At 58.4% G+C, this 20,097-nt stretch carries 18 protein-coding genes; 12 read left to right on the forward strand and 6 right to left on the reverse strand.

The annotated features are described in order from the left end of the window. Nucleotides 1-101: 101 nt before the first annotated feature. Nucleotides 102-1,559 carry a dihydropyrimidinase gene (hydA, locus tag WKI41_RS14710; RefSeq protein ID WP_340194245.1) on the forward strand — a complete coding sequence of 486 codons (1,458 nt, stop codon included), beginning with the start codon at nucleotides 102-104 and terminating at the stop codon, nucleotides 1,557-1,559. Between the two features lie 52 nt (nucleotides 1,560-1,611). Here hydA and mnhG read toward each other — a convergent pair whose 3' ends face one another. The 6 genes from mnhG to WKI41_RS14740 are packed head-to-tail and all read right to left on the reverse strand — an operon-like array spanning nucleotide 1,612 to nucleotide 7,612. Continuing rightward, complete coding sequence (gene mnhG, locus WKI41_RS14715) at nucleotides 1,612-1,956, reverse strand: monovalent cation/H(+) antiporter subunit G (RefSeq protein WP_340194246.1); 345 nt, start codon at nucleotides 1,954-1,956, stop codon at nucleotides 1,612-1,614. Further along, the gene (locus tag WKI41_RS14720; protein WP_340194247.1) at nucleotides 1,953-2,234 is read right to left on the reverse strand and encodes a K+/H+ antiporter subunit F; all 282 of its coding nucleotides are present in this window, start codon (nucleotides 2,232-2,234) and stop codon (nucleotides 1,953-1,955) included. Before WKI41_RS14720 ends, mnhG begins: the two co-directional genes overlap by 4 nt. Continuing rightward, nucleotides 2,231-2,719, reverse strand: coding sequence for a Na+/H+ antiporter subunit E (locus tag WKI41_RS14725; protein ID WP_340194248.1), 489 nt, complete (start codon nucleotides 2,717-2,719; stop codon nucleotides 2,231-2,233). The genes WKI41_RS14720 and WKI41_RS14725 overlap by 4 nt, the downstream gene beginning before the upstream one ends. Continuing rightward, a complete protein-coding gene (locus tag WKI41_RS14730; protein WP_340194249.1) occupies nucleotides 2,716-4,362 on the reverse strand; it encodes a monovalent cation/H+ antiporter subunit D in 1,647 nt (548 codons plus the stop codon). The genes WKI41_RS14725 and WKI41_RS14730 overlap by 4 nt, the downstream gene beginning before the upstream one ends. Beyond that, entirely contained in the window at nucleotides 4,359-4,694 is a 336-nt protein-coding gene (locus WKI41_RS14735) for a Na+/H+ antiporter subunit C (protein ID WP_296018164.1), read from the reverse strand. The genes WKI41_RS14730 and WKI41_RS14735 overlap by 4 nt, the downstream gene beginning before the upstream one ends. After that, entirely contained in the window at nucleotides 4,694-7,612 is a 2,919-nt protein-coding gene (locus WKI41_RS14740) for a monovalent cation/H+ antiporter subunit A (RefSeq protein WP_340194250.1), read from the reverse strand. Before WKI41_RS14740 ends, WKI41_RS14735 begins: the two co-directional genes overlap by 1 nt. 1,065 nt (nucleotides 7,613-8,677) lie before the next feature. Between WKI41_RS14740 and WKI41_RS14745 the strand changes: the two genes are divergently transcribed. The 11 genes from WKI41_RS14745 (at nucleotide 8,678) to glf (ending at nucleotide 20,019) form a co-directional block, all read left to right on the forward strand. Beyond that, nucleotides 8,678-10,285, forward strand: coding sequence for a globin-coupled sensor protein (locus WKI41_RS14745; protein WP_425341053.1), 1,608 nt, complete (start codon nucleotides 8,678-8,680; stop codon nucleotides 10,283-10,285). Next, nucleotides 10,285-10,578, forward strand: coding sequence for an STAS domain-containing protein (locus WKI41_RS14750; protein WP_306930960.1), 294 nt, complete (start codon nucleotides 10,285-10,287; stop codon nucleotides 10,576-10,578). The genes WKI41_RS14745 and WKI41_RS14750 overlap by 1 nt, the downstream gene beginning before the upstream one ends. A gap of 2 nt (nucleotides 10,579-10,580) precedes the next feature. After that, nucleotides 10,581-10,946 (forward strand): chemotaxis response regulator CheY1, encoded by a 366-nt coding sequence (cheY1, locus tag WKI41_RS14755; RefSeq protein WP_062425087.1) that lies wholly within the window; start codon nucleotides 10,581-10,583, stop codon nucleotides 10,944-10,946. Between the two features lie 16 nt (nucleotides 10,947-10,962). After that, nucleotides 10,963-13,239 (forward strand): chemotaxis protein CheA, encoded by a 2,277-nt coding sequence (locus WKI41_RS14760; protein ID WP_340194252.1) that lies wholly within the window; start codon nucleotides 10,963-10,965, stop codon nucleotides 13,237-13,239. Between the two features lie 14 nt (nucleotides 13,240-13,253). After that, entirely contained in the window at nucleotides 13,254-14,162 is a 909-nt protein-coding gene (gene cheR / locus WKI41_RS14765) for a protein-glutamate O-methyltransferase CheR (RefSeq protein ID WP_340194253.1), read from the forward strand. After that, complete coding sequence (cheB, locus tag WKI41_RS14770; RefSeq protein WP_340194254.1) at nucleotides 14,159-15,214, forward strand: protein-glutamate O-methylesterase CheB; 1,056 nt, start codon at nucleotides 14,159-14,161, stop codon at nucleotides 15,212-15,214. The genes cheR and cheB overlap by 4 nt, the downstream gene beginning before the upstream one ends. Next, nucleotides 15,214-15,603, forward strand: a complete 390-nt coding sequence (gene cheY2, locus WKI41_RS14775) for a chemotaxis response regulator CheY2 (RefSeq protein WP_062425091.1) — start codon at nucleotides 15,214-15,216, stop codon at nucleotides 15,601-15,603. Before cheB ends, cheY2 begins: the two co-directional genes overlap by 1 nt. Next, nucleotides 15,600-16,145: a chemoreceptor glutamine deamidase CheD gene (gene cheD / locus WKI41_RS14780; protein WP_340194255.1), complete on the forward strand. Its 546-nt coding sequence runs from the start codon at nucleotides 15,600-15,602 to the stop codon at nucleotides 16,143-16,145. Before cheY2 ends, cheD begins: the two co-directional genes overlap by 4 nt. Before the next feature lie 14 nt (nucleotides 16,146-16,159). Beyond that, on the forward strand, nucleotides 16,160-16,543 hold the full coding sequence (gene cheT, locus WKI41_RS14785) for a chemotaxis protein CheT (protein WP_340194256.1): 384 nt from the start codon (nucleotides 16,160-16,162) through the stop codon (nucleotides 16,541-16,543). A 251-nt stretch (nucleotides 16,544-16,794) separates the two neighbouring features. Further along, entirely contained in the window at nucleotides 16,795-18,846 is a 2,052-nt protein-coding gene (locus WKI41_RS14790) for a glycosyl transferase (RefSeq protein WP_340194454.1), read from the forward strand. A gap of 18 nt (nucleotides 18,847-18,864) precedes the next feature. After that, the gene (gene glf / locus WKI41_RS14795; RefSeq protein ID WP_340194257.1) at nucleotides 18,865-20,019 is read left to right on the forward strand and encodes a UDP-galactopyranose mutase; all 1,155 of its coding nucleotides are present in this window, start codon (nucleotides 18,865-18,867) and stop codon (nucleotides 20,017-20,019) included. The last annotated feature ends 78 nt before the right edge of the window (nucleotides 20,020-20,097 follow it).

Here is a 20,097-nt window from a genome sequence, read left to right on the forward strand (position 1 = left end):
GCAAAAAGAGGGATGGACACAACGACCGGCTGGACGAAAGATGAGCACGGGACTGATCGGGGGGCGGTACCGGCAACCAAAATCACGATTAGGGAACAGTCATGACCAGCACCATCATCAAGAACGGGACCATCGTCACCGCCGATCTCACCTATAATGCCGATATCCGCATTGAAGGCGGCGTTATCGTCGAGATCGGACCGAACCTCAAAGATGGAACCGAACTGGACGCCACAGGATGCTACGTGATGCCGGGCGGCATCGATCCGCATACGCATCTGGAAATGCCTTTCATGGGCACCTATTCGGCTGATGATTTTGATAGTGGCACGCGCGCGGCATTGGCTGGCGGTACCACCATGGTGGTGGATTTCGCGCTGCCCAATCCCGGGCAATCCATGCTTGAAGCGCTGACTATGTGGGACAACAAGACGTCGCGTGCGGCCTGCGATTATTCTTTCCACATGGCGATCACCTGGTGGGGCGAGCAGGTCTTCAACGAGATGGAGACGATCGTTCGCGACAAGGGTATCAATACCTTCAAGCATTTCATGGCCTATAAGGGTGCCCTGATGGTGGATGACGACGAAATGTTTTCCTCCTTCCAGCGCTGCGCCGAACTGGGCGCGCTACCGCTCGTCCATGCCGAAAATGGCGATGTGGTTGCTCAGATGCAGGCGAAGCTGATGGCTGAGGGCAATGACGGCCCTGAGGCGCACGCCTATTCCCGCCCGCCGGAAGTGGAGGGCGAGGCCACCAACCGCGCCATCATGATTGCCGATATGGCAGGCTGCCCCGTCTATATCGTTCACACGTCTTGCGAGGAGAGCCACGAAGCCATCCGCCGGGCCCGGCAGAAGGGCATGCGTGTCTATGGCGAGCCGCTGATCCAGCATCTGACGCTGGATGAGAGCGAGTATTTCGACAAGGACTGGGACCATGCCGCCCGCCGCGTCATGTCTCCGCCCTTCCGCAGCAAGGTGCATCAGGACAGCCTTTGGGCCGGCCTTGCCGCTGGCTCGCTGCAATGCGTGGCGACGGACCATTGCGCCTTCACCACCAAGCAGAAACGCACCGGCCTTGGAGATTTCCGCAAGATCCCCAACGGCACCGGCGGGCTGGAAGACCGGTTGCCGATGCTGTGGACCTACGGCGTCAGCACTGGCCGCTTGACGATGAATGAATTCGTCGCCGCCACATCCACCAACATTGCCAAGATCCTCAACATCTATCCGAAGAAGGGGGCAATCCTTGTTGGTGCGGATGCCGACCTCGTCGTCTGGGATCCAAAGCGGGGCAAGACGATCACGGCCGCAAGCCAACAATCGGCGATCGATTATAACGTCTTTGAAGGCAAGGAGGTCATAGGCCTGCCGCGCTTTACTTTGACCCGCGGTCAGGTGGCCGTGGAAGAGGGCGTGATGAAGAGCCGGGAAGGCCATGGTCGCTTTGTTTCCCGCCCGCCGTTGACGGCACCCGCCAAAGCGCTCTCTACTTGGAAAGAGCTAACCGCGCCGCGCAAGGTGCACCGCACCGGCATTCCGGCAAGCGGGGTCTGACAGACAAATTTCAGGTATGGACCGCCGGTCAAGTCCACTGGCGGTCTGCATGTTACAGCTTGTCCGGCTTGCTAGGGTTCTGTTCGGCGCGGTCGCGATAGAGTGCGGCGCGACCAAGGAGCATCAGCGAGACCGGCGTTGTGATCGTCATGAAAATGCCGATAAAGATTTCGTGGAAAACGAAGCGGCCGCCGGACACCGAGAAATAGATGATGGAGGCCATGGCGATGCCGCCCGTTCCCCAGCTTGTGCCGAGTGTCGGCGCGTGCAGTCTTTCATAGAAGCTCTGCAGTTTAGCAAAGCCGATCGTACCGATCAGCGTTAGTGAAGATCCGAGCAGGACGAAGAAGGCAACGAGAATGGCTGCCCAGAGTGGAAATTCTGCCGCATTGATCATTCGATCACCTCACCACGCATCAGGAATTTCGAAAGGGCCACCGTCGAGACGAAGCCGAGGATCGACATCAGAAGTGCCGCCTCGAAATAGATATCGTTGCCGGTGCGCAAGCCGAAGGTCATCAACAGCAGCATGGAGCTGACATAGAGCGTATCAACGCCAAGCACGCGGTCCTGCGCGCGTGGTCCGATGGCGATGCGATAGACGGAGATCGCCATTGCGATTGCCAGGAAAATTTGGGCCAGGGAAAACGACCAGAAAAGGATAATCGAACTCATTCGAATATCTCCATCAGCATTTTTTCATATCGGTTCTTGATGAGGTTGATCCAGGTGGTTTCGCTGACGTTGTCGAGCACATGGATCAACAAAGTGCCTTGAGACGAGTTGTACTCCAGCCACGCGCTGCCGGGCGTTGCGGTCAGGATGATCGCCAGGAGCGCCAGACCGAGCGGATCGCGGATGTCGAGCGGAATGGTGAGGAAGCCGGACTTGCCGCCCCTTTTACGCCCGAAGATGATCAGCGTCGCGACTGCGATGTTGGACCGGATGATGTCGTAAAAAACGATGCAAATGAGCTTCACCACAGCCGTCCAGCTACGGATCCTCGGCTTTGCAGGTCGAAGCGAGGCCATCGACCAGGATGCGATGAGCGCCACTGCCGTTCCGAAGAGAAGATGCCCGGGCGAAAAGCTGTTGATCGTCATCCAGAAAAGGAGGAGCGAGAGCGTCAACAGTGGGTAGGGGAGAATACGGCGGATCATTGCGCTGCCTCCCCGGGATTACCCGCCCGCGGTGCAGTCATCACACCCTGGATGTAGCTCTCTGGCAGGTCGAGAATGCGCGCCGTCTCCTGCATGTAGCGCATGATGGGCCCGGCCTGTACGGTCATGGCAAGTGTCAAACCAAGAAGCAGCATGATGGGCGCGATTTCGATGACGAAGACGCGGGGTACCGTGCCTTCAAGAGAGCCCCAGAAGGTGCGGATGCCGGCGCGTGTCATCGAGATCAGAGCCGCAAGGCCCGAGAAGACGATGAGGAACACGATCCACCAGGAGAGTGTGGAAATCTCGGTATCGGCGCCCATGCCTTGCGGATTGAGGATTGCCGACAGCATGGAGAACTTGGCGATGAAGCCAGAGAGCGGCGGCAATCCGGCAAGCAGAATGCCACAGGCGGCAAAGCAGGTGCCGAGCACCGCCATGGTGCCAGGCATCGTTACCCCGACCTCGTCTTGCTCTTCCTCCTCGTCGCCATCGCCATAGGCTTCCATTGTCACGGCAAGAACGTTTGCGCCCGCATCCTGGCTGCGTTCCACAAGTTCGATCAACATGAAGAAGGCGCTGATGGTGAGGGTCGAGCTGACGAGGTAGTAAAGCGCCCCCGCTGCCACCATCGGGTTGCCCGTGCCCATGGCTGCAAGCAGCGTGCCTGATGAGACGAGGACCGAAAAGCCAGCAAGACGCCCAAGCGCCTGAGACGCCAGCACGCCGATCGTGCCGAAAACGATGGTGGCAATGCCGCCAATCAGCAGCGCATCATGGCCGAAACCGGCGGAATCGCCGGCTGTCTGGCCGAAGAGCAGAAACGATAATCGTGCAATGACATAAATACCGACCTTGCTCATGATGGCGAAGATGCCGCCAATGGGTGCAGACGCCGCGCCATAAGCGGAAGGCAGCCAGAAGTTTAGCGGCCACATGCCGGCCTTGACGAGAAAAGCGATGCCGAGGACAGCCGCACCCGTCTCCAACAGCATGCGCTGGTCGGGATTTAGACCGGCAATGCGCTGCGCCAGGTCGCCCATATTGAGGGTACCGGTCACGCCATAGATCAAGCTGACGCCGATCAGGAAGAACAATGCCGCGACGAGGTTGATCGCCACGTAGTGCAGACCTGCCTTCACCCTCAACTGCCCGGAACCGTGCAGAAGCAGACCGTAGGATGCAGCCAGCATCACTTCGAAGAAGACGAAGAGGTTGAAAAGGTCGCCGGTCAGAAACGCGCCGTTCACGCCCATCAGCATCAGATGGAAGAGCGAATGGAAATGCGCACCTGACTTGTGCCACTTGGCCAGCGAATAGACGAGCGACGGGATCGCCAATAGCGACACCAGAAGCACCATCAACCCCGAAAGCCGATCCGCCACCAGCACAATGCCGAACGGCGCTGGCCAGTTGCCAAGAAGATAGACACCCGTTGAGATGATCGCGGCAATTTCGGTATTTACCGTCGAATTGACTTCGATGAAGAGGCCAATCGAGACGGCGAGCAGCACCAGCGTCGAGATGAAGCTGATTGCGGCCTTCGTCTTTCGCTTGCGCTCGTCGATGAAGAGCAGGATCGCGCCGGTGATCAACGGCACCAGAACGGGTGCAATCACGATGTGGGATGGGAATGAGTTCACTTGCTCTCCCTCCCGTCTACATGGTCAGTGCCGGTCAAACCGCGTGCGGCAAGAAGCACCACGAGGAACAGGGCCGTCGTGGCAAAGCCGATGACGATCGCCGTCAATACCAGTGCCTGCGGCACGGGATCGGCCAGCTGTGAAGTTGCAACCCCGTCAAGAAGAACAGGTGGTGCATTGGTCTTGATGCCCCCCACGCCGAAGATGAAGAGGTTGACGGCGTAGGACAGCAGCGACAGGCCGACAATGACTTGATAGGTGCGCGGACGAAGGATGAGCCAGACGCCCGATCCCGTCATCACACCGATGCCGATGGCGAGAATAAGCTCCATTACACATCCTCCGCTTTGGCGGCGTCGGGTGTGCGTAGCTTGTAGTTACGCAATGATTGGTGCGCCAGTGCTATCAAGATCAGAACCGTGGAGCCGACCACGAGTGAGAAGACACCGAGATCGAAAAGGAGGGCGGACGCCGTGGGCATTTTCGCGATGTAGGGAATCTCCGTATACTGGAAGTAGGAGGTCAGGAACGGATAGCCGAAATACCACGAGCCCATGCCGGTCGAGGCTGCCATCAGCAGACCGAACCCCATCCACCGCAGCGGCAGAATGCGGATGCGATCCTCTGCCCAGCGCGTACCGCCCGCCAGATATTGCAGCAGGAAGGCAATCGCCATAGTGATGCCGGCGGCAAACCCGCCGCCTGGGAGATCATGACCGCGCATGAAGAGGAAGATCGAGAAGGTGACGATGACCGGGAACATCCACTGCATGATGACCGAAGGCACCAGCAGATAGTCGCGCACCGTATCGCCCTTGCTGCGCTCGGGGCTTTCGGCATCGAAAGCGTTCTGGATCAACTGCTGCTCTGGCAATCCTACACTATCCTGCGCCGGACGGAAACGACGCAAGAGGGCGAAGACGGTCAGACCGACGATCGCTAGAACTGCGATCTCGCCCATCGTGTCGAAGCCGCGGAAATCGACGAGGATAACGTTGACCACATTGGTGCCGCCACCTTCGGTGTAGGCCCGTTCAAGGAAATAATTGGCGATGGTGTTTGGCACGGGCAGTGTCATCACCGCATAGGCGATTACTGTCATGCCGATGCCGCAGAAGACGGCCAGCAGGAAATCGCGCCCGCGACGAAGCTGCGCCGGTAGCTCGTTGTTGTTGTCAACCTTCACCATGCGCTTGGGCAGCCAGCGAAGGCCGAGCAGGATCAGCACGAGCGTGACGATCTCGACGAGCAACTGGGTGATAGCAAGATCCGGTGCGGACAGCCAGACGAATGTCAGGCAAGTGACGAGGCCGGAAACGCCCAGCATCACGAGAGCGGCAAGACGGTGATACTTCGCCTGCCAGGCAGCGCCCATGGCCGCGATCATGCCGATGCCCCAGAGAACAGCGAAGATCGGATCGAAGGAAGTGACACGCGGAAGGGTGAGCGAGAATTGCGAAGACACCAGCGGTGAAAAACCGGCAACGAGTGCGACGAAGATCAGAATGCGCAGCTGTGGCTGCAGCCGTCTTGTGCCGAGCGTGCTTTCCAGCCAGCGCGCCCACTTCCACGAGACGGTGACGATGATGCGCTCGAAGATACGCTGGCCCCTGAGGTGCCGGAAGATCGGCGGGCCATCATCGCATTTGGAGAAGTAGTCTCCCAGAAGTGCATAGATCGCAACGCCGCCGATTAGTGCAACGATACTCATGACGAGCGGCAGGTTGAAACCATGCCAGATCGCCAGGCTGTAATAAGGCGTTTGCGGACCAAGAACCGATACCACCGCAGAATGCAGGAACGGACCGACCGAAAGGCTTGGTACCACGCCGACGATCAGGCAGGCGAGCACCAGAAACTCGATCGGAAAACGCATCCAACGCGGCGGCTCGTGTGGGTTCGGATTGGGAATGTCGCTTGGCGGCGGACCGAAGAAGACCGTGTGGATAAAGCGCAGCGAGTAGGCCACGGCGAAGGCACCGGAAAGTGTCGCCACATAGGGGAGCGCCTTGTCAAGGAGCGAGTCCGCATGGGTCTCGATGGCCTCGGCAAAGAACATTTCCTTGGAGAGAAAGCCGTTGAAGAGCGGCACGCCCGCCATGGCAGCGCTTGCGGCCATAGCAAGCGTCGCGGTGGCCGGCAGATAGCGATAGAGCCCGCTCAAGCGCCGCATGTCGCGCGTGCCCGTCTCATGGTCGATGATGCCGGCCGCCATGAACAGCGACGCCTTGAAGGTGGCATGGTTTGCCATGTGGAAGATCGCAGCAACGGCGGCAAGTGGACTTCCAAGGCTGAGCAGCGTGGTGATCAGGCCAAGATGGCTGATGGTCGAATAGGCGAGCAGCCCTTTCAGATCCTGCTGGAACATGGCGAAATAGGCGCCGAGCAGAAGCGTCGTAATGCCGGCAAAGCCGACGAGCCAGAACCACTCCTGCGTGCCGGCAAGAACCGGCCAGAGCCTCGCTAAAAGGAAGACGCCGGCCTTCACCATGGTGGCGGAATGCAGATAGGCCGAGACCGGTGTCGGCGCTGCCATCGCATTGGGTAGCCAGAAGTGGAAGGGGAACTGCGCGCTCTTCGTCAGCGCGCCGATCAGGATCAGCACGAGTGCCGTCAGATAAAGCGGGTGTGCTTTGACGTCCGCAGCCTTCGCGATAATCGCATCGAGATCGTAGCTTCCGGCAATGTGTCCCAAAACCAGCAAACCAGCGAGAAGGCAAAAGCCGCCGATGCCCGTCACCGTTAGCGCCATGCGCGCGCCATCACGCGCCGTCGCGTTGTTGTGCCAGTAGCCGATCAGCAGGAATGAGAAGATGCTGGTCATCTCCCAGAAGATCGACAGGAGAATGACGTTGCCTGACAGCACAATGCCCATCATCGAGCCCATGAAGGCCAGAAGAAAGGCAAAGAAGCGAGGGATCGGATCCTCCGCAGACATATAGTAGCGGGCGTAGAGCACGACGAGAAAACCGATGCCGGTAATCAGGCCCATGAACATCCACGCAAAGCCATCCAGTCTAAGCGTAAAGTTCAGGCCAAGCTGCGGCAGCCATTCCACGTCGTACTTGAGGACCTGGCCGTCGGTGACGCTGGTGTAGAGAAAAATCGTTGAGATCAGACCGAAAAGCGCAATGCCGCCTGCAACGGCTGCCGGCCCACGGGCCGCGCCATTGCGCGGCATCATCGCAGTGGCGAAACTGCCAATAAAGGGAAGGGCGATCAAAATGGGAAGGATGACGTCAAGTCTCATAAAGGATGGCAATTTTCTCTGGCGTTAGAATATTCCGCGGCTGTTTCCGCCAGAGATGCCAATCCTTCCAATCAGAACGGCAGTCCGGCAGACTAGGACAAGTCTTTTTCGGGAGGTCCGCGTGGCGAGGCCACACGAACGGATTGAACCGGATGCAAAAGAGATCGCGCCGGGTCGAACCCAATCTGGGTTTTGATGTATGCTGTTACCACCCCTGAGGTGGATAAAAATGCGTCAACAAAATCGTGAACGGAAAGACGTCCCGTGTATCGGCAAGCAATAGGCCCGGGCTGATCGAGTGCCCGTTCCACGGAAGAAAAGCGCGGGGCTTCAGAGGATACGCACGAGCGTTCCAGCCGTTGCGGTTTGAGGACCGGGCTTGAACTCGCCAAACTGGGCACGCCGAAGAAAACCAGCATGCTGGCAACGAGGAGGTTGATCAACCTGACAGGATGGTGCGGAGGACCGCGATGTCGTCCCATCCGTGGCAAAATCGTTACCTCCTACCTATTCGTCGCTTAGCCAAACCGTGTCACGATCTCTCAGATATGCTCCGGCGCCCTGCTTCATCGCATCATGTCATCATGAAGCGCTTAAAATCCTCGTGCGAGGCGCTCCCGAGCATCCCGGTGAAGCAAATATCGTATTGATTATCTTAGGGTAATGGCGCAACGCTTGTCTAGCGCACGGGGGCGAAAAAGATCAAAAACCGGCAGGATAACGAGCACGCTGACAAGGGGACAAGTTTGCAACCGTGCGGTCATGCAAATCAATGACAAATTTTAATAATCATACCTTGAAATCAGGATTCTTAACTTTCAGGCAAGGAATTAACCATAAAGATTAGTCGTATTTCACGGCGAAATGGAGAGCTGCTCTCCTTCCAGGCATGATGCCGCCCTGCCGTACCGGGTTGATCCGGTATTCCGTTTGGTTGCAGAAGGCTCAGCTAACGCTTGTGAGGCGTCCGTTATGGATGCCCATGTCGTGAACATCCCTCAAGGATACTGGCGTTCTCTTAACCGTCATCTGCCGGTCTGGCCGGTAAACCATTGGGGACGTCACTTGGGGCAGGACCTGCCAACAGATCATTCGCGAAGGGCAACGGGCGGTAGCCTGGCTGGCCGGTTGCGTTTTGCTGGTCTCGATCAAGACCAGTGCGATCTGTTGCGCCGTTACCGCACCATGCTCGAGCCGCATCTGAAAGCAGGTCTTCGCGACCTGATGATGCGTTTTCAGTCTCTGCCCGACTGTTCACCCTCCTTCGAGAGCGACAATCAGATCGAGCGTTTGCATGACATGCAGACGGCCCATTGGTCTGTGCTGACCGATGCGCGTTTCGATGCGCTTTACGCCGAACGCGTCAAGGTTCTTTCCGACACCGAAAACCGCATGGGTCTCGATCCGCGCTGGAGCGTGGCCGGCCGCGCTGTGGTTCTTGAAAATCTGCTCGGCGGCTTGATCGCGCAGCATCCGCCTCGCTCACTGCTGCCGGGTGCCCGTAAACGTCATCAGGAACTGGCCGAGGCCGTGAAATCCGTCATTCGGCTGGTGATGGTCGATACGGAGATTGCCGTTTCGTTGCGCTTCAACGAATTGCGCATTCGCCAAACCCAAGAGCTTGCACGGCAGCGTGAGAGCGATCAGGCCGAGGTCGTGACGCTCTTCGGCAAGGCACTGAATGCTTTCGCGGACGGCGATCTGACGGCCCGCATCGGTGGCGAGTTGCCGGAGGCTTATCGCGAAATCGCCGAAGCGTTCAACGCGGCAATGGAGCGGATCGGTCATTCGATGGCTGCCACCCATGAAAGCGTGGACAAGGCCCACACTGTTGCCGAGCGCATGTCGCGCGAAAATGCCGGTCTCGCAACGGTATCGACGGAACAATCGCGTCGACTGAGCGACGCCTCGCAACGTCTCGGCGCAGTCATGAATGATGTTCGTGACAGCAGTGACCGCATTTCAGCTGCGGAGTCCGCAGTGTCGCAGGCACGCAACGCCGCCACTGAAAGCGGCATGGCGGTTGGTGAGGCGATCAGCGCCATGTCCGACATCGAGCAATCGGCAGAGCAGATCGGCCGTATCATCGGCTCGATCGACGAGATCGCCTTTCAGACGAATCTTTTGGCGCTGAATGCCGGCATCGAAGCCGCACGTGCCGGAGAGAGCGGCCGCGGCTTTGCCGTCGTGGCGCAGGAAGTTCGGGCACTGGCACAGCGATCCGCCGAAGCCGCGCGCGAGATCAAGAACCTGGTCAACGGCACGAAGACGCAGGTCGATGAAGGCGTACGCATGGTTCATCGCACCCAGGAAGCCATCGAAGGCGTCGTGCGCCAGGTTTCCGGGATCAGCGACATGATCGGCGACGTTGCCCGCCGCACGGGCGAGCATTCCGGTCATCTCAATCACGTTTCCGTCGAGCTCGACGCGATCGGCACGGACTCGCATCTCGCCGCAGAGCGCCTGTCGTCGTCGGCTGCAGAGGCTGACGATCTTCACACCGTCATTCTCGAACTTGGCCGCACGGTGCGCGAGTTCCGCATTGCGCGTCAGGCTCACATACACCAGGCGACCACGCCGGAGCCGATAAAAACCAATGCAACCGTCATGCGTCCCGAGCGCATGGATTACGGCCATGCGCAGCAACAATACAAACGCCAAGGAGTCATTTGATGGCAGGCAGGACAGCAGCGCATTCGACACTGAAATTGTCACCTGTGCTGGACCTCAATCAAGCATCCGTGTTGCACGGAAAATTGAAAGAACTCAGAGGCAAGCCGGTTACGGTCGATGCCTCCGAGGTCGAGCGTGTCGGCGCACAATGCGTGCAGATATTGATGGCTGGCATCAAGGCCTGGGAGGCCGATGGCAAGCAGTTCACATTTTCGAAGGCCTCTGAAGCCTTCGATAAGACCCTTAAACTGATCGGCGTTGATATCGATCATATGCTCCCGAAGGAGATATAGGAATGAAGAAAAAAGTTCTCACAGTCGATGACTCCCGCACGATCCGCAACATGTTGCTGGTGACGCTCAACAATGCTGGTTTCGAGACCATTCAGGCAGAAGACGGCGTCGAAGGTCTGGAAGTTCTGGAAGGTTGCAATCCCGACGTCATCGTCACGGATATCAACATGCCACGCCTTGATGGCTTCGGCTTCATCGAGGGCGTTCGTCGCAACGAGAAGTACCGTGCGGTTCCGATCCTCGTCCTGACGACCGAAAGCGACGCCGAGAAGAAGAACCGTGCCCGTCAGGCTGGCGCGACCGGTTGGATCGTCAAGCCGTTCGACCCCGTAAAACTGATCGATGCCATTGAACGTGTAACTGCCTGATACGGGATCATTCACGATGGATATGAACGAAATCAAAGAAATCTTCTTCCAGGAGTGCGAGGAACAGCTCGCAGAACTGGAATCGGGACTTCTTAAACTGAATGACGGCGACCGCGACCCGGAAACCGTAAATGCTGTCTTTCGTGCCGTTCATTCCATCAAGGGTGGAGCCGGTGCGTTCGGTCTCGATGAACTTGTGGCTTTCGCTCACGTCTTCGAAACCACGCTCGATTGCGTTCGATCCAACAAGCTCGACCCTAATCAGGATGTCCTGAAAGTGATGCTGAAGTCGGCGGATGTTCTCGCCGATCTGACCAATGCTGCCCGCGACGGCGGCAGCGTCGAGGAAAGCCGTACCCGCGGTCTCGTCAAGGAACTGGAGGCGCTGGCCAACGGTGAGGCGATCACGCCATCTGCAGCCGAACCTGCTGCCCCCAAGCAGGCACCAAAGGCGGCCGTCGTACCGCCACCTGCACCGGCACCTGCGCCCACGGACGAGAGCGGCTTCCAGCCGATCGCCTTCTCTTTTGGCGATTTCGAGGATGCGGCCATTCCGCTGATGGAAACGCCGACATTCAATATCACCTTCAAGCCGTCGGCAGCCCTTTACTCGAAGGGCAACGAATCGGCCCTGCTCCTGCGCGATCTTGCCCGCATTGGCGAGATGAGCGTCAATTGCGACATGAGCGCTCTGCCATCGCTTGACGACATCAATCCGGAAGACGCCTACTTCGTCTGGAAAATCGCGATCAAGACCGACAAGGGCGAAGAGGGCATCCGATCCGTCTTCGAATTTGCCGAGTGGGATTGCGAACTCGACATCGTGATGGCCGAAGACGAGACGTCGGCCGATGAAGAATTGCCGATGATCCCGGTGCCCTTCGATCTTTCCGCGCTGGAAGAAGATGTGCATGAGCCAGCGGTTCAGCCGGCCTCCATCGAAGAGCCGGTCGTTGCCAAGGCTGTCGCCACCGCATCGGCTGCAACCGAGGTCACTCAGGCCGTTGCCGCTGCCGTCGAAAAGCGCGAGGCAGCCTCGCCCGCCGCTGCGGCAAATGCTGCCAATGCCGCCAACAATGCCAGCGCCGGCCAGACGATCCGCGTCGATCTCGACCGCGTCGATCGCCTGATCAACCTTGTTGGCGAGCTTGTCATCAACCAGGCAATGCTGTCGCAGAGCGTCATCGAAAACGATACGACTGGCACCTCTGCCGTCAATATGGGTCTGGAAGAGCTTCAGCAGCTGACGCGCGAAATCCAGGATAGCGTCATGGCGATCCGCGCGCAGCCGGTAAAGCCAGTCTTCCAGCGCATGTCGCGTATCGTCCGCGAAGTGGCGGACATGATCGGCAAGCAGATCCGCCTGATCACTGAGGGTGAAAACACCGAAGTGGACAAGACGGTCATCGACAAGCTGGCCGAGCCTCTGACCCACATGATCCGCAATGCTGTCGACCACGGCATTGAAACGCCCGAGAAGCGCGAAGCTGCCGGCAAGAACCCTGAAGGCACGGTTAAACTCACCGCCAAGCATCGTTCGGGCCGCATCCTGATCGAGCTGCAGGACGATGGCGCTGGTATCAACCGTGAGCGCGTGCGCCAGAAGGCGATCGACAACGATCTGATCTCGGCCGATGCTAACCTCACGGATGAGGAAATCGACAACCTGATTTTCGCACCTGGCTTCTCCACCGCCGACAAGATTTCGGATATTTCCGGACGCGGCGTCGGCATGGACGTGGTCAAGCGCTCGATCCAGGCACTCGGCGGCCGCATCAGCATTTCGTCTCGTCCCGGTCTCGGCTCAACCTTCACGATGAGCCTGCCGCTGACGCTTGCCGTTCTTGACGGCATGGTGGTCACGGTTGCCGGCCAGACGCTGGTCGTACCGTTGACGGCGATCGTCGAGACGCTGCAGCCGGAAGCGCAAAACATTCATTCCTTCGGCTCCAATCAGCGGCTGATCTCGATCCGCAACTCCTTCTGCCCGCTCGTGGATGTCGGTCGGATCCTGAACTTCCGTGCCACACAGGCCAACCCGGTCGATGGCGTGGCGCTTCTGGTGGAATCCGAAGGCGGCGGCCAGCGCGCTCTGATGGTCGATGCCATCCAGGGACAGCGTCAGGTGGTCATCAAGTCGCTTGAAGCCAACTACACCCATGTTCCGGGCATCGCTGCCGCAACCATCCTTGGTGATGGTCGCGTGGCGCTGATCCTTGACGTGGATGCTGTGGTCGGCGCCTCGCGTGGACAGTCCCTGAAACAAGAAATGTCGCTCGCGGCAACAGGCTGAAAAGTTGGTGATGAATGACAGCGCTTAAGTTCAACGAACAGCGTGGACCCCAGGATGAAGTGCTCGTCAGCGGCGAATACCCGCTGACGCGCCGCGACCTGGCGGATATTGCCGCCATGATCTACGCGGATGCCGGTATCTATCTCAACGATACCAAGGCGTCGCTCGTCTATTCGCGCCTGTCCAAACACATTCGCAACCTTGGCCTTTCCGGCTTCAAGGACTATTGCGCACTGGTCTCCTCGGAGCAGGGCGCTGCCGCGCGCCGGGAAATGCTGTCGCATCTCACCACCAACTTCACCCGCTTCTTTCGCGAGAACCACCATTTCGATCACTTGCGTGACGAGGTTCTGCCGGGCCTGATCGCCCGGGCAAAGAGCGGCGGACGTGTTCGCATCTGGTCGGCTGCCTGCTCGGACGGCCAGGAGCCCTATTCGATCGCACTCACGGTGCTCGGGCTTTTCCCCAACGCTGCAGATTACGACTTCAAGATTCTCGCAACCGATATCGACCCGAAGATCCTCGCCCAGGCAAGGGCTGGCCTTTACGATGACGGCGCTCTGGAAACCGTATCTCCTGCCATGCGCAAGCAGTGGTTCCAGGAAGTCGATGCGGGCGGACGTCGCAAGCATCAGATCAGCGACAAGGTCAAGCGTCTGATCACCTTCAACGAACTGAACCTGATGGCGCAGTGGCCGTTCAAGGGCGGCTTCGACGTGATCTTCTGCCGCAACGTCGTCATCTATTTCGACGAGCCGACACAGGTGAAGATCTGGTCGCGCTTTGCCGGCCTGTTGCCGCAAGGTGGTCATCTTTACATCGGCCACTCCGAACGCGTCTCCGGCGAAGCCAAGGAGCAGTTCGACAATACCGGCATCACAACTTACAAATTCATCGGTAAATCCGCCGGGAGGAGAGCATGAGCATGCCCGCCCGCGTTCTCGTCGTCGATGATTCTCCCACCATGCGTGGCCTGATCTCTGCCGTCCTCCAATCCGATCCGGACGTTGAGGTCATCGGTCAGGCGGGCAACGCCATGGAAGCACGCGCCGCCATCAAGGAACTCAATCCAGACGTCGTGACGCTGGATATCGAGATGCCCGAGATGAACGGGCTCGAGTTTCTCGACAAGATCATGCGCCTGCGCCCCATGCCGGTCATCATGGTTTCGACGCTGACCCATCGCGGCGCGGATGCCTCGCTCGCGGCACTTGAAATCGGTGCCTTCGATTGTGTTGGCAAGCCGGTTCCCGGTGACGCCCAGCCCTTTCCCGATCTTGCGGACAAGGTCAAGGCGGCAGCTCGGTCGCAGCACCGCACCTACCGCAGCGTCCCTGCCGAGAGGTCAGCGGCACCCCAGCCTGCCGCCGTCACCAACTATAGCGTCGGTCGCAAGATCGTTGCCATTGGCTCTTCGACGGGCGGCGTGGAAGCGTTGATCGCTGTCTTGCAGAAGTTCCCGGTCAATTGCCCGCCGACGGTGATCACCCAGCATATGCCGCCGACCTTCACCAAAAGCTTTGCCGAGCGCCTGAACCGGCTTTGTGCGCCTGTCGTGGAAGAGGCGACGGACGGCGCGCGGCTTCAGACCGGCAAGGTTTATCTTGCACCTGGTGGCGACCGGCATTTGCAGGTTGTTAATCACGCCGCGCCATGCTGCAGACTGATCGAACGGGAACCTGTTAATGGTCATCGGCCATCGGTCGATGTTCTGTTCGATTCAGTGGCCGAACTTGCAGGTCGCAACGCCGTCGGCGCCATTCTGACAGGAATGGGACGTGACGGTGCGGCTGGCCTCCTGAAGATGCGCCACGCCGGAGCCCGCACCGTCGGACAAAACGAAAAGACCTGCGTGGTCTATGGAATGCCGCGCGTGGCTTACGAGCTTGGCGCTGTCGAACACCAACTTCCGCTGAACGCCATCGGCGAAGAAATTCTGAAACTAACTGCTGCCCGAAAAGAAGGTTCTGACTAATGTCTCTCGCAGAAAAGATAAAAGTGTTGATCGTTGACGATCAGGTCACCAGCCGCCTGTTGCTAAGTGATGCGCTCACGCAGCTTGGCTTCAAGCAGATCACTGCTGCCGGCGACGGTGAGCAGGGCATGAAGATCATGGAGCAACAGCCGCACCATCTGGTGATCTCCGACTTCAACATGCCGAAGATGGATGGCCTCGGCTTCCTTCAGGCGGTTCGCACGAACCCGTCGACGAAGAAAGCAGCCTTCATCATTCTGACCGCGCAGGGAGACCGCGCTCTAGTGCAGAAGGCAGCCCAACTCGGCGCCAACAACGTGCTGGCAAAGCCGTTTTCGATCGACAAGATGAGGGCGGCGATTGAGGCCGTATTTGGATCGCTGAAATGATCGAAACCGCAGCCAAGCGCGTACACATAATTCAGGGCGAGTATAAGATCGCCAATGATCCCGATGTGGTCCTGTCGACCATCCTCGGCTCGTGCGTGGCTGCGTGTCTCAGAGACCCTGTTGCGGGCGTCGGCGGCATGAATCACTTTCTGCTGCCGGGTACAGGGGGTATGGGGGGCGGAGATGCAACCCGATACGGGGTGCATCTCATGGAACTTCTGATCAACGGCTTGCTCAAGCAGGGAGCACGCCGTGATCGTCTGGAAGCAAAGGTCTTTGGTGGCGCCAAGACCATTGCCAGCTTCTCCAATGTGGGGGAGCAGAATGCAATCTTCGCGATGCAGTTCTTGAAGGATGAAGGCATTCGGGTGGTCGGTAGCTCCACGGGCGGAGATCACGGCCGAAAGGTGGAATTCTGGCCGGTATCGGGCAGAGCACGCCAGCACCCGTTGAGCGGTGCCGAAACCCAGAAGACCGTCGCGCTGGAAACCCGTCCGGTTCCGGCTGCAAAGCCGGCGGCAAGCGATATCGAGTTTTTTTGACAACGGAGTTGCCTATGCATATCGCTGAGCGTGCTGGACCTGAAATGTTTGAAGAGGCTTTGCCCACGATCCTGATGCGGGTCGTTTCAGAACTGCATGACGTTGCCTATCTGATCGAGCGCATCGAGCCGCAGCTTCTGGATGCCACCAATGGTGCGGTCACCGATGATGGGTTGAAGCTCTTGCAGGGCATCGACCTTGCGGTCCAGAAAGCGCGTGGTCTTGCCGAATTTATCGATACCATTACGGGCTCCATTCCGGTCGAATGGGCCGTGGACGTGACAACGGCGCTTAGCCTGGTCAAGCTCGCAGAAATGCAGAAGGCGCTTGGCGCGGGTCTGCGTCACGGTCATTCCCAGCCGATCGACAAGGCATCCGGCGACTTCGATCTGTTCTAGAGCGTGTCGTGATCATCTAGATTCGCTCGCACGCTTTAGGTCCTTTTTATCGCATGTCGTCTCGCAAAACCGCAGCACACTTTTGCGCGACATGCGTTAGGTCTTCTCGCCGCCGACCAGGCGGCGACGCTGCGTCCGCTGAAATCTGCGCGTAAAGCGCCGCACAAGCTTCATCGTATAATCGATCTTCAGTCTATCACGGCCATGAGACCGCCTTCGGCGGTGAGGCCGGCTTGAAGGTTCTGAATGCAATGAATGCATCGATTGGCGGCACGGCCCAGAATTCGCTCCTCCCAACCTTGCTGGAGCTTGCAAAAACCCAGCGTCTCTCGCTGGTCGATCTGCTGAAATTCGCCGAAACGCTAACGGCACAAGGCAAACCGCAGGAAGCAGCAGAGCTCTACAAGAGCTGGCTTGCCTTTAACGAAACCCATCCCGGCCAGCACATGGTCTGCTTCAACTTCTCCGTTCTGCTGCGGCAGTTGGATGATCTTGCCGGCGCTGTGACCGCTATGCAGGCGGCGTTGAAACATGAGCCGATGTTTGGCCCTGCACACATCAATCTCGGCCTTGCCTATGAGGATGCCGGAATGGCAACGCTTGCCATCCAGCAGTGGCAGGGCTTTGCAGAAAAAACCTCTGAGACGACGCCGGATCAGCTTCTTTATCGTCACATGGCGCTCCAGCACATCGGCCGTGTGATGGAAAATGCTGGCCTGATGGAAGAGGCGGAGGCAGCTCTCTGGCAGGCTATGGAGCTTCGCCCACACAAACTGGAATCGGGACAGCACTGGAGCGCCCTGCGTCAGCGCCAGTGCAAGTGGCCGATCCTGGCCCCCTCGATCCATGTCACCCAACGCCAGATGATCGACGCGATGCCGCCGCTGACGCTCGGCTGCTATTCCGACGACCCGATGTTTCAACTGGCTAACGCTTATCAATACGGCAAGACGCTTGTCGGTCGCCCCGATATCAGAAACTTCCCTCGCGCCAGGGTCCGGCAGAAAACGGACACTGGCAAAAGGCTGCGGGTCGGTTACGTGTCGTCGGACCTGCGCGATCACGCCGTTGGCTTCGCCCTGAGGGAGGTGCTGGAACTGCATGACAAGGCGCGTGTCGAAATCTACGCCTACTACTGCGGCGATGCCGTTACGAACGATGCGACACAGACGCGGATGAAAGCGGTCGTGGATTGCTGGCGCGATGTCGCCAAGCTATCCGACGAAGCGACCGCGCGGCAAATCTTGAGCGACGACATCGATATTCTGATCGACGTCAACGGTTACACCAAGCACGCCCGCACCAAGATTTTCGCCTATCGCCCTGCGCCCGTCATCGTCAACTTCTGCGGCTACCCAGGCTCCATGGCAACGCCTTTCCACCAATACATGATTGCCGACGAGGTGATCGTGCCGGGGGAAAGCGAAATCTACTATTCGGAAAAAGTGCTTCGGATTGCCTGCAATCAGCCGCTCGACCGCAAGCGTGTTATTGCCGAGCGCCCGTCGCGTCAGGAGGCTGGCGTGCCGGAGGACGTCTTCGTCTTCGCCTGCTTCAACGGCATGCAGAAGATCACGCCGCCCACTTTCGCGCAGTGGATGAGCATATTGAAAGAGACTCCAGGCAGCATCCTGTGGCTCTTGACCGGTGGTGATAAGCCCGATCAGCGCCTTCGCGATCAGGCAGAGGCTGCCGGGGTAGCGCCGGAGCGTCTTGTTTTCGCGCCGAAAGCGCCAAACGCGATGCATCTCGCCCGCATCGCGGTGGCGGACCTCTTCCTCGATACCTTCCCTTACGGGGCTCACTCCACCGCAGCGGATGCTTTGACCGTTGGTCTTCCGGTTCTGACATTTTTGGGCAAGTCTTTCCCGGCGCGCTTCTGCAGCAGCGTCGTGGCGGCGACGGGGTGTTCCGAGCTGATCTGCTCTGGCCCGGAAGATTATGTGGCAAAGGCCATCGCTTTTGCAAAGAAGCCGGCAAGCCTCAAGGCAGTAAGAAAAAAACTGGAAGCAGGAAAAGAAACGAGCATTCTGCGCGACATTCCGGCCACTGCGCGCAGGCTCGAAGACCTCTACTGGCAGATGCAGGGCGAAGCCGAGCGGGGCGAGACACCGGTGCCCGATCTTCGCAATCTCGATATTTACTACGAGATCGGCAGCGAGCTTGTCCTGGAGAATCTCGACTTCGTCGATGAAGCTTCCTACCGCGATCGCTACCTTCAAAAGCTGCGTGAATGGGACGCCTTCTCACCCATTCAGCATGACAACCGCTTGTGGACGACGCAAGCTTCCGCCACCGCTTGAACAAAAGGCAGAGCCCCCGTGTCCCGACAGAAAATTGCAATTGTAGGTGCCGGGCTTTCCGGTGCGGTGATTGGCCGTGAATTGGCTGAAGCCGGTCATGAGGTGGTAATTTTCGATAAACGGGACCATGTTGCGGGCAATTGCCATACCGAACGCGATGCCGAGACCGGTGTCATGGTACATGTTTATGGCCCGCATATTTTCCATACGGACGACCCGGAAGTCTGGGATTACGTCAATCGCTTCCAGACCTTCAAGCCTTACAAGAACCGGGTCAAGACGACGAGCCGCGGTCAGGTTTTTTCGCTCCCGGTCAATTTGCACACGATCAACCAGTTCTTCGGCAAGACCTTGCGCCCCGATGAAGCCAAAGCCTTCATCGAGGAGCAGGCCGATACATCGATCACCGATCCGCAGACATTCGAGGAGCAGGCGCTGCGCTTTGTCGGCCGGGGTCTTTATGAGGCGTTCTTCGAAGGCTACACGCAAAAGCAGTGGGGCTGCTCGCCAAAGGATTTGCCGGCCTCCATTCTCAAGCGCCTGCCGGTTCGCTTCAACTATGACGACGACTATTTCTTCCACAAATATCAGGGCATGCCGGAAAACGGCTACACCGAAATGGTCGACGCCATCCTTGCTCATCCCGGTATTTCGGTCCGGCTGAAGACCGGCTTCGAGCGGGCAGACAAACCCAACTATGACCACACCTTCTATTCCGGGGCGCTGGACGGATACTTCGACTATGCGAAAGGGCGTCTTGGTTACCGCACGCTGGATTTCGACCGCTTCACCTATGAAGGCGACTACCAGGGCTGCGCGGTGATGAACTACGGCGAGACCTCCGTCCCTTATACCCGCATCACCGAACACAAGCATTTCTCGCCATGGGAGAAGCACGAGGGATCTGTCTGCTACCGGGAATTTGCCCGTGAATGCGGACCGGATGACACACCATATTACCCCATCAGGCTGGTGAAGGAAAAAGAACAATTGGCGGATTACGTCGCGCTTGCGAATGCCGAAGAGGGCATCAGCTTCGTCGGACGACTGGGAACCTATCGATATCTCGACATGGATGTCACCATTCGCGAAGCGCTGGATACTGCAAGGCTTTTTCTTGCCGTGCGAGACAAGCAGGACAGCATGCCGGCCTTCCTCAATCCTCCACTGTGAGCGAGGCCTTCTATCGAAAAGCTGACAGTTTCGCACAAGCAACTACACCTAGGATTGTTATGGCCGGACGTATTCCGT

The sequence above is a fragment of the Agrobacterium larrymoorei genome (genome assembly GCF_037722385.1).
Lineage (GTDB): Bacteria > Pseudomonadota > Alphaproteobacteria > Rhizobiales > Rhizobiaceae > Agrobacterium > Agrobacterium larrymoorei_C.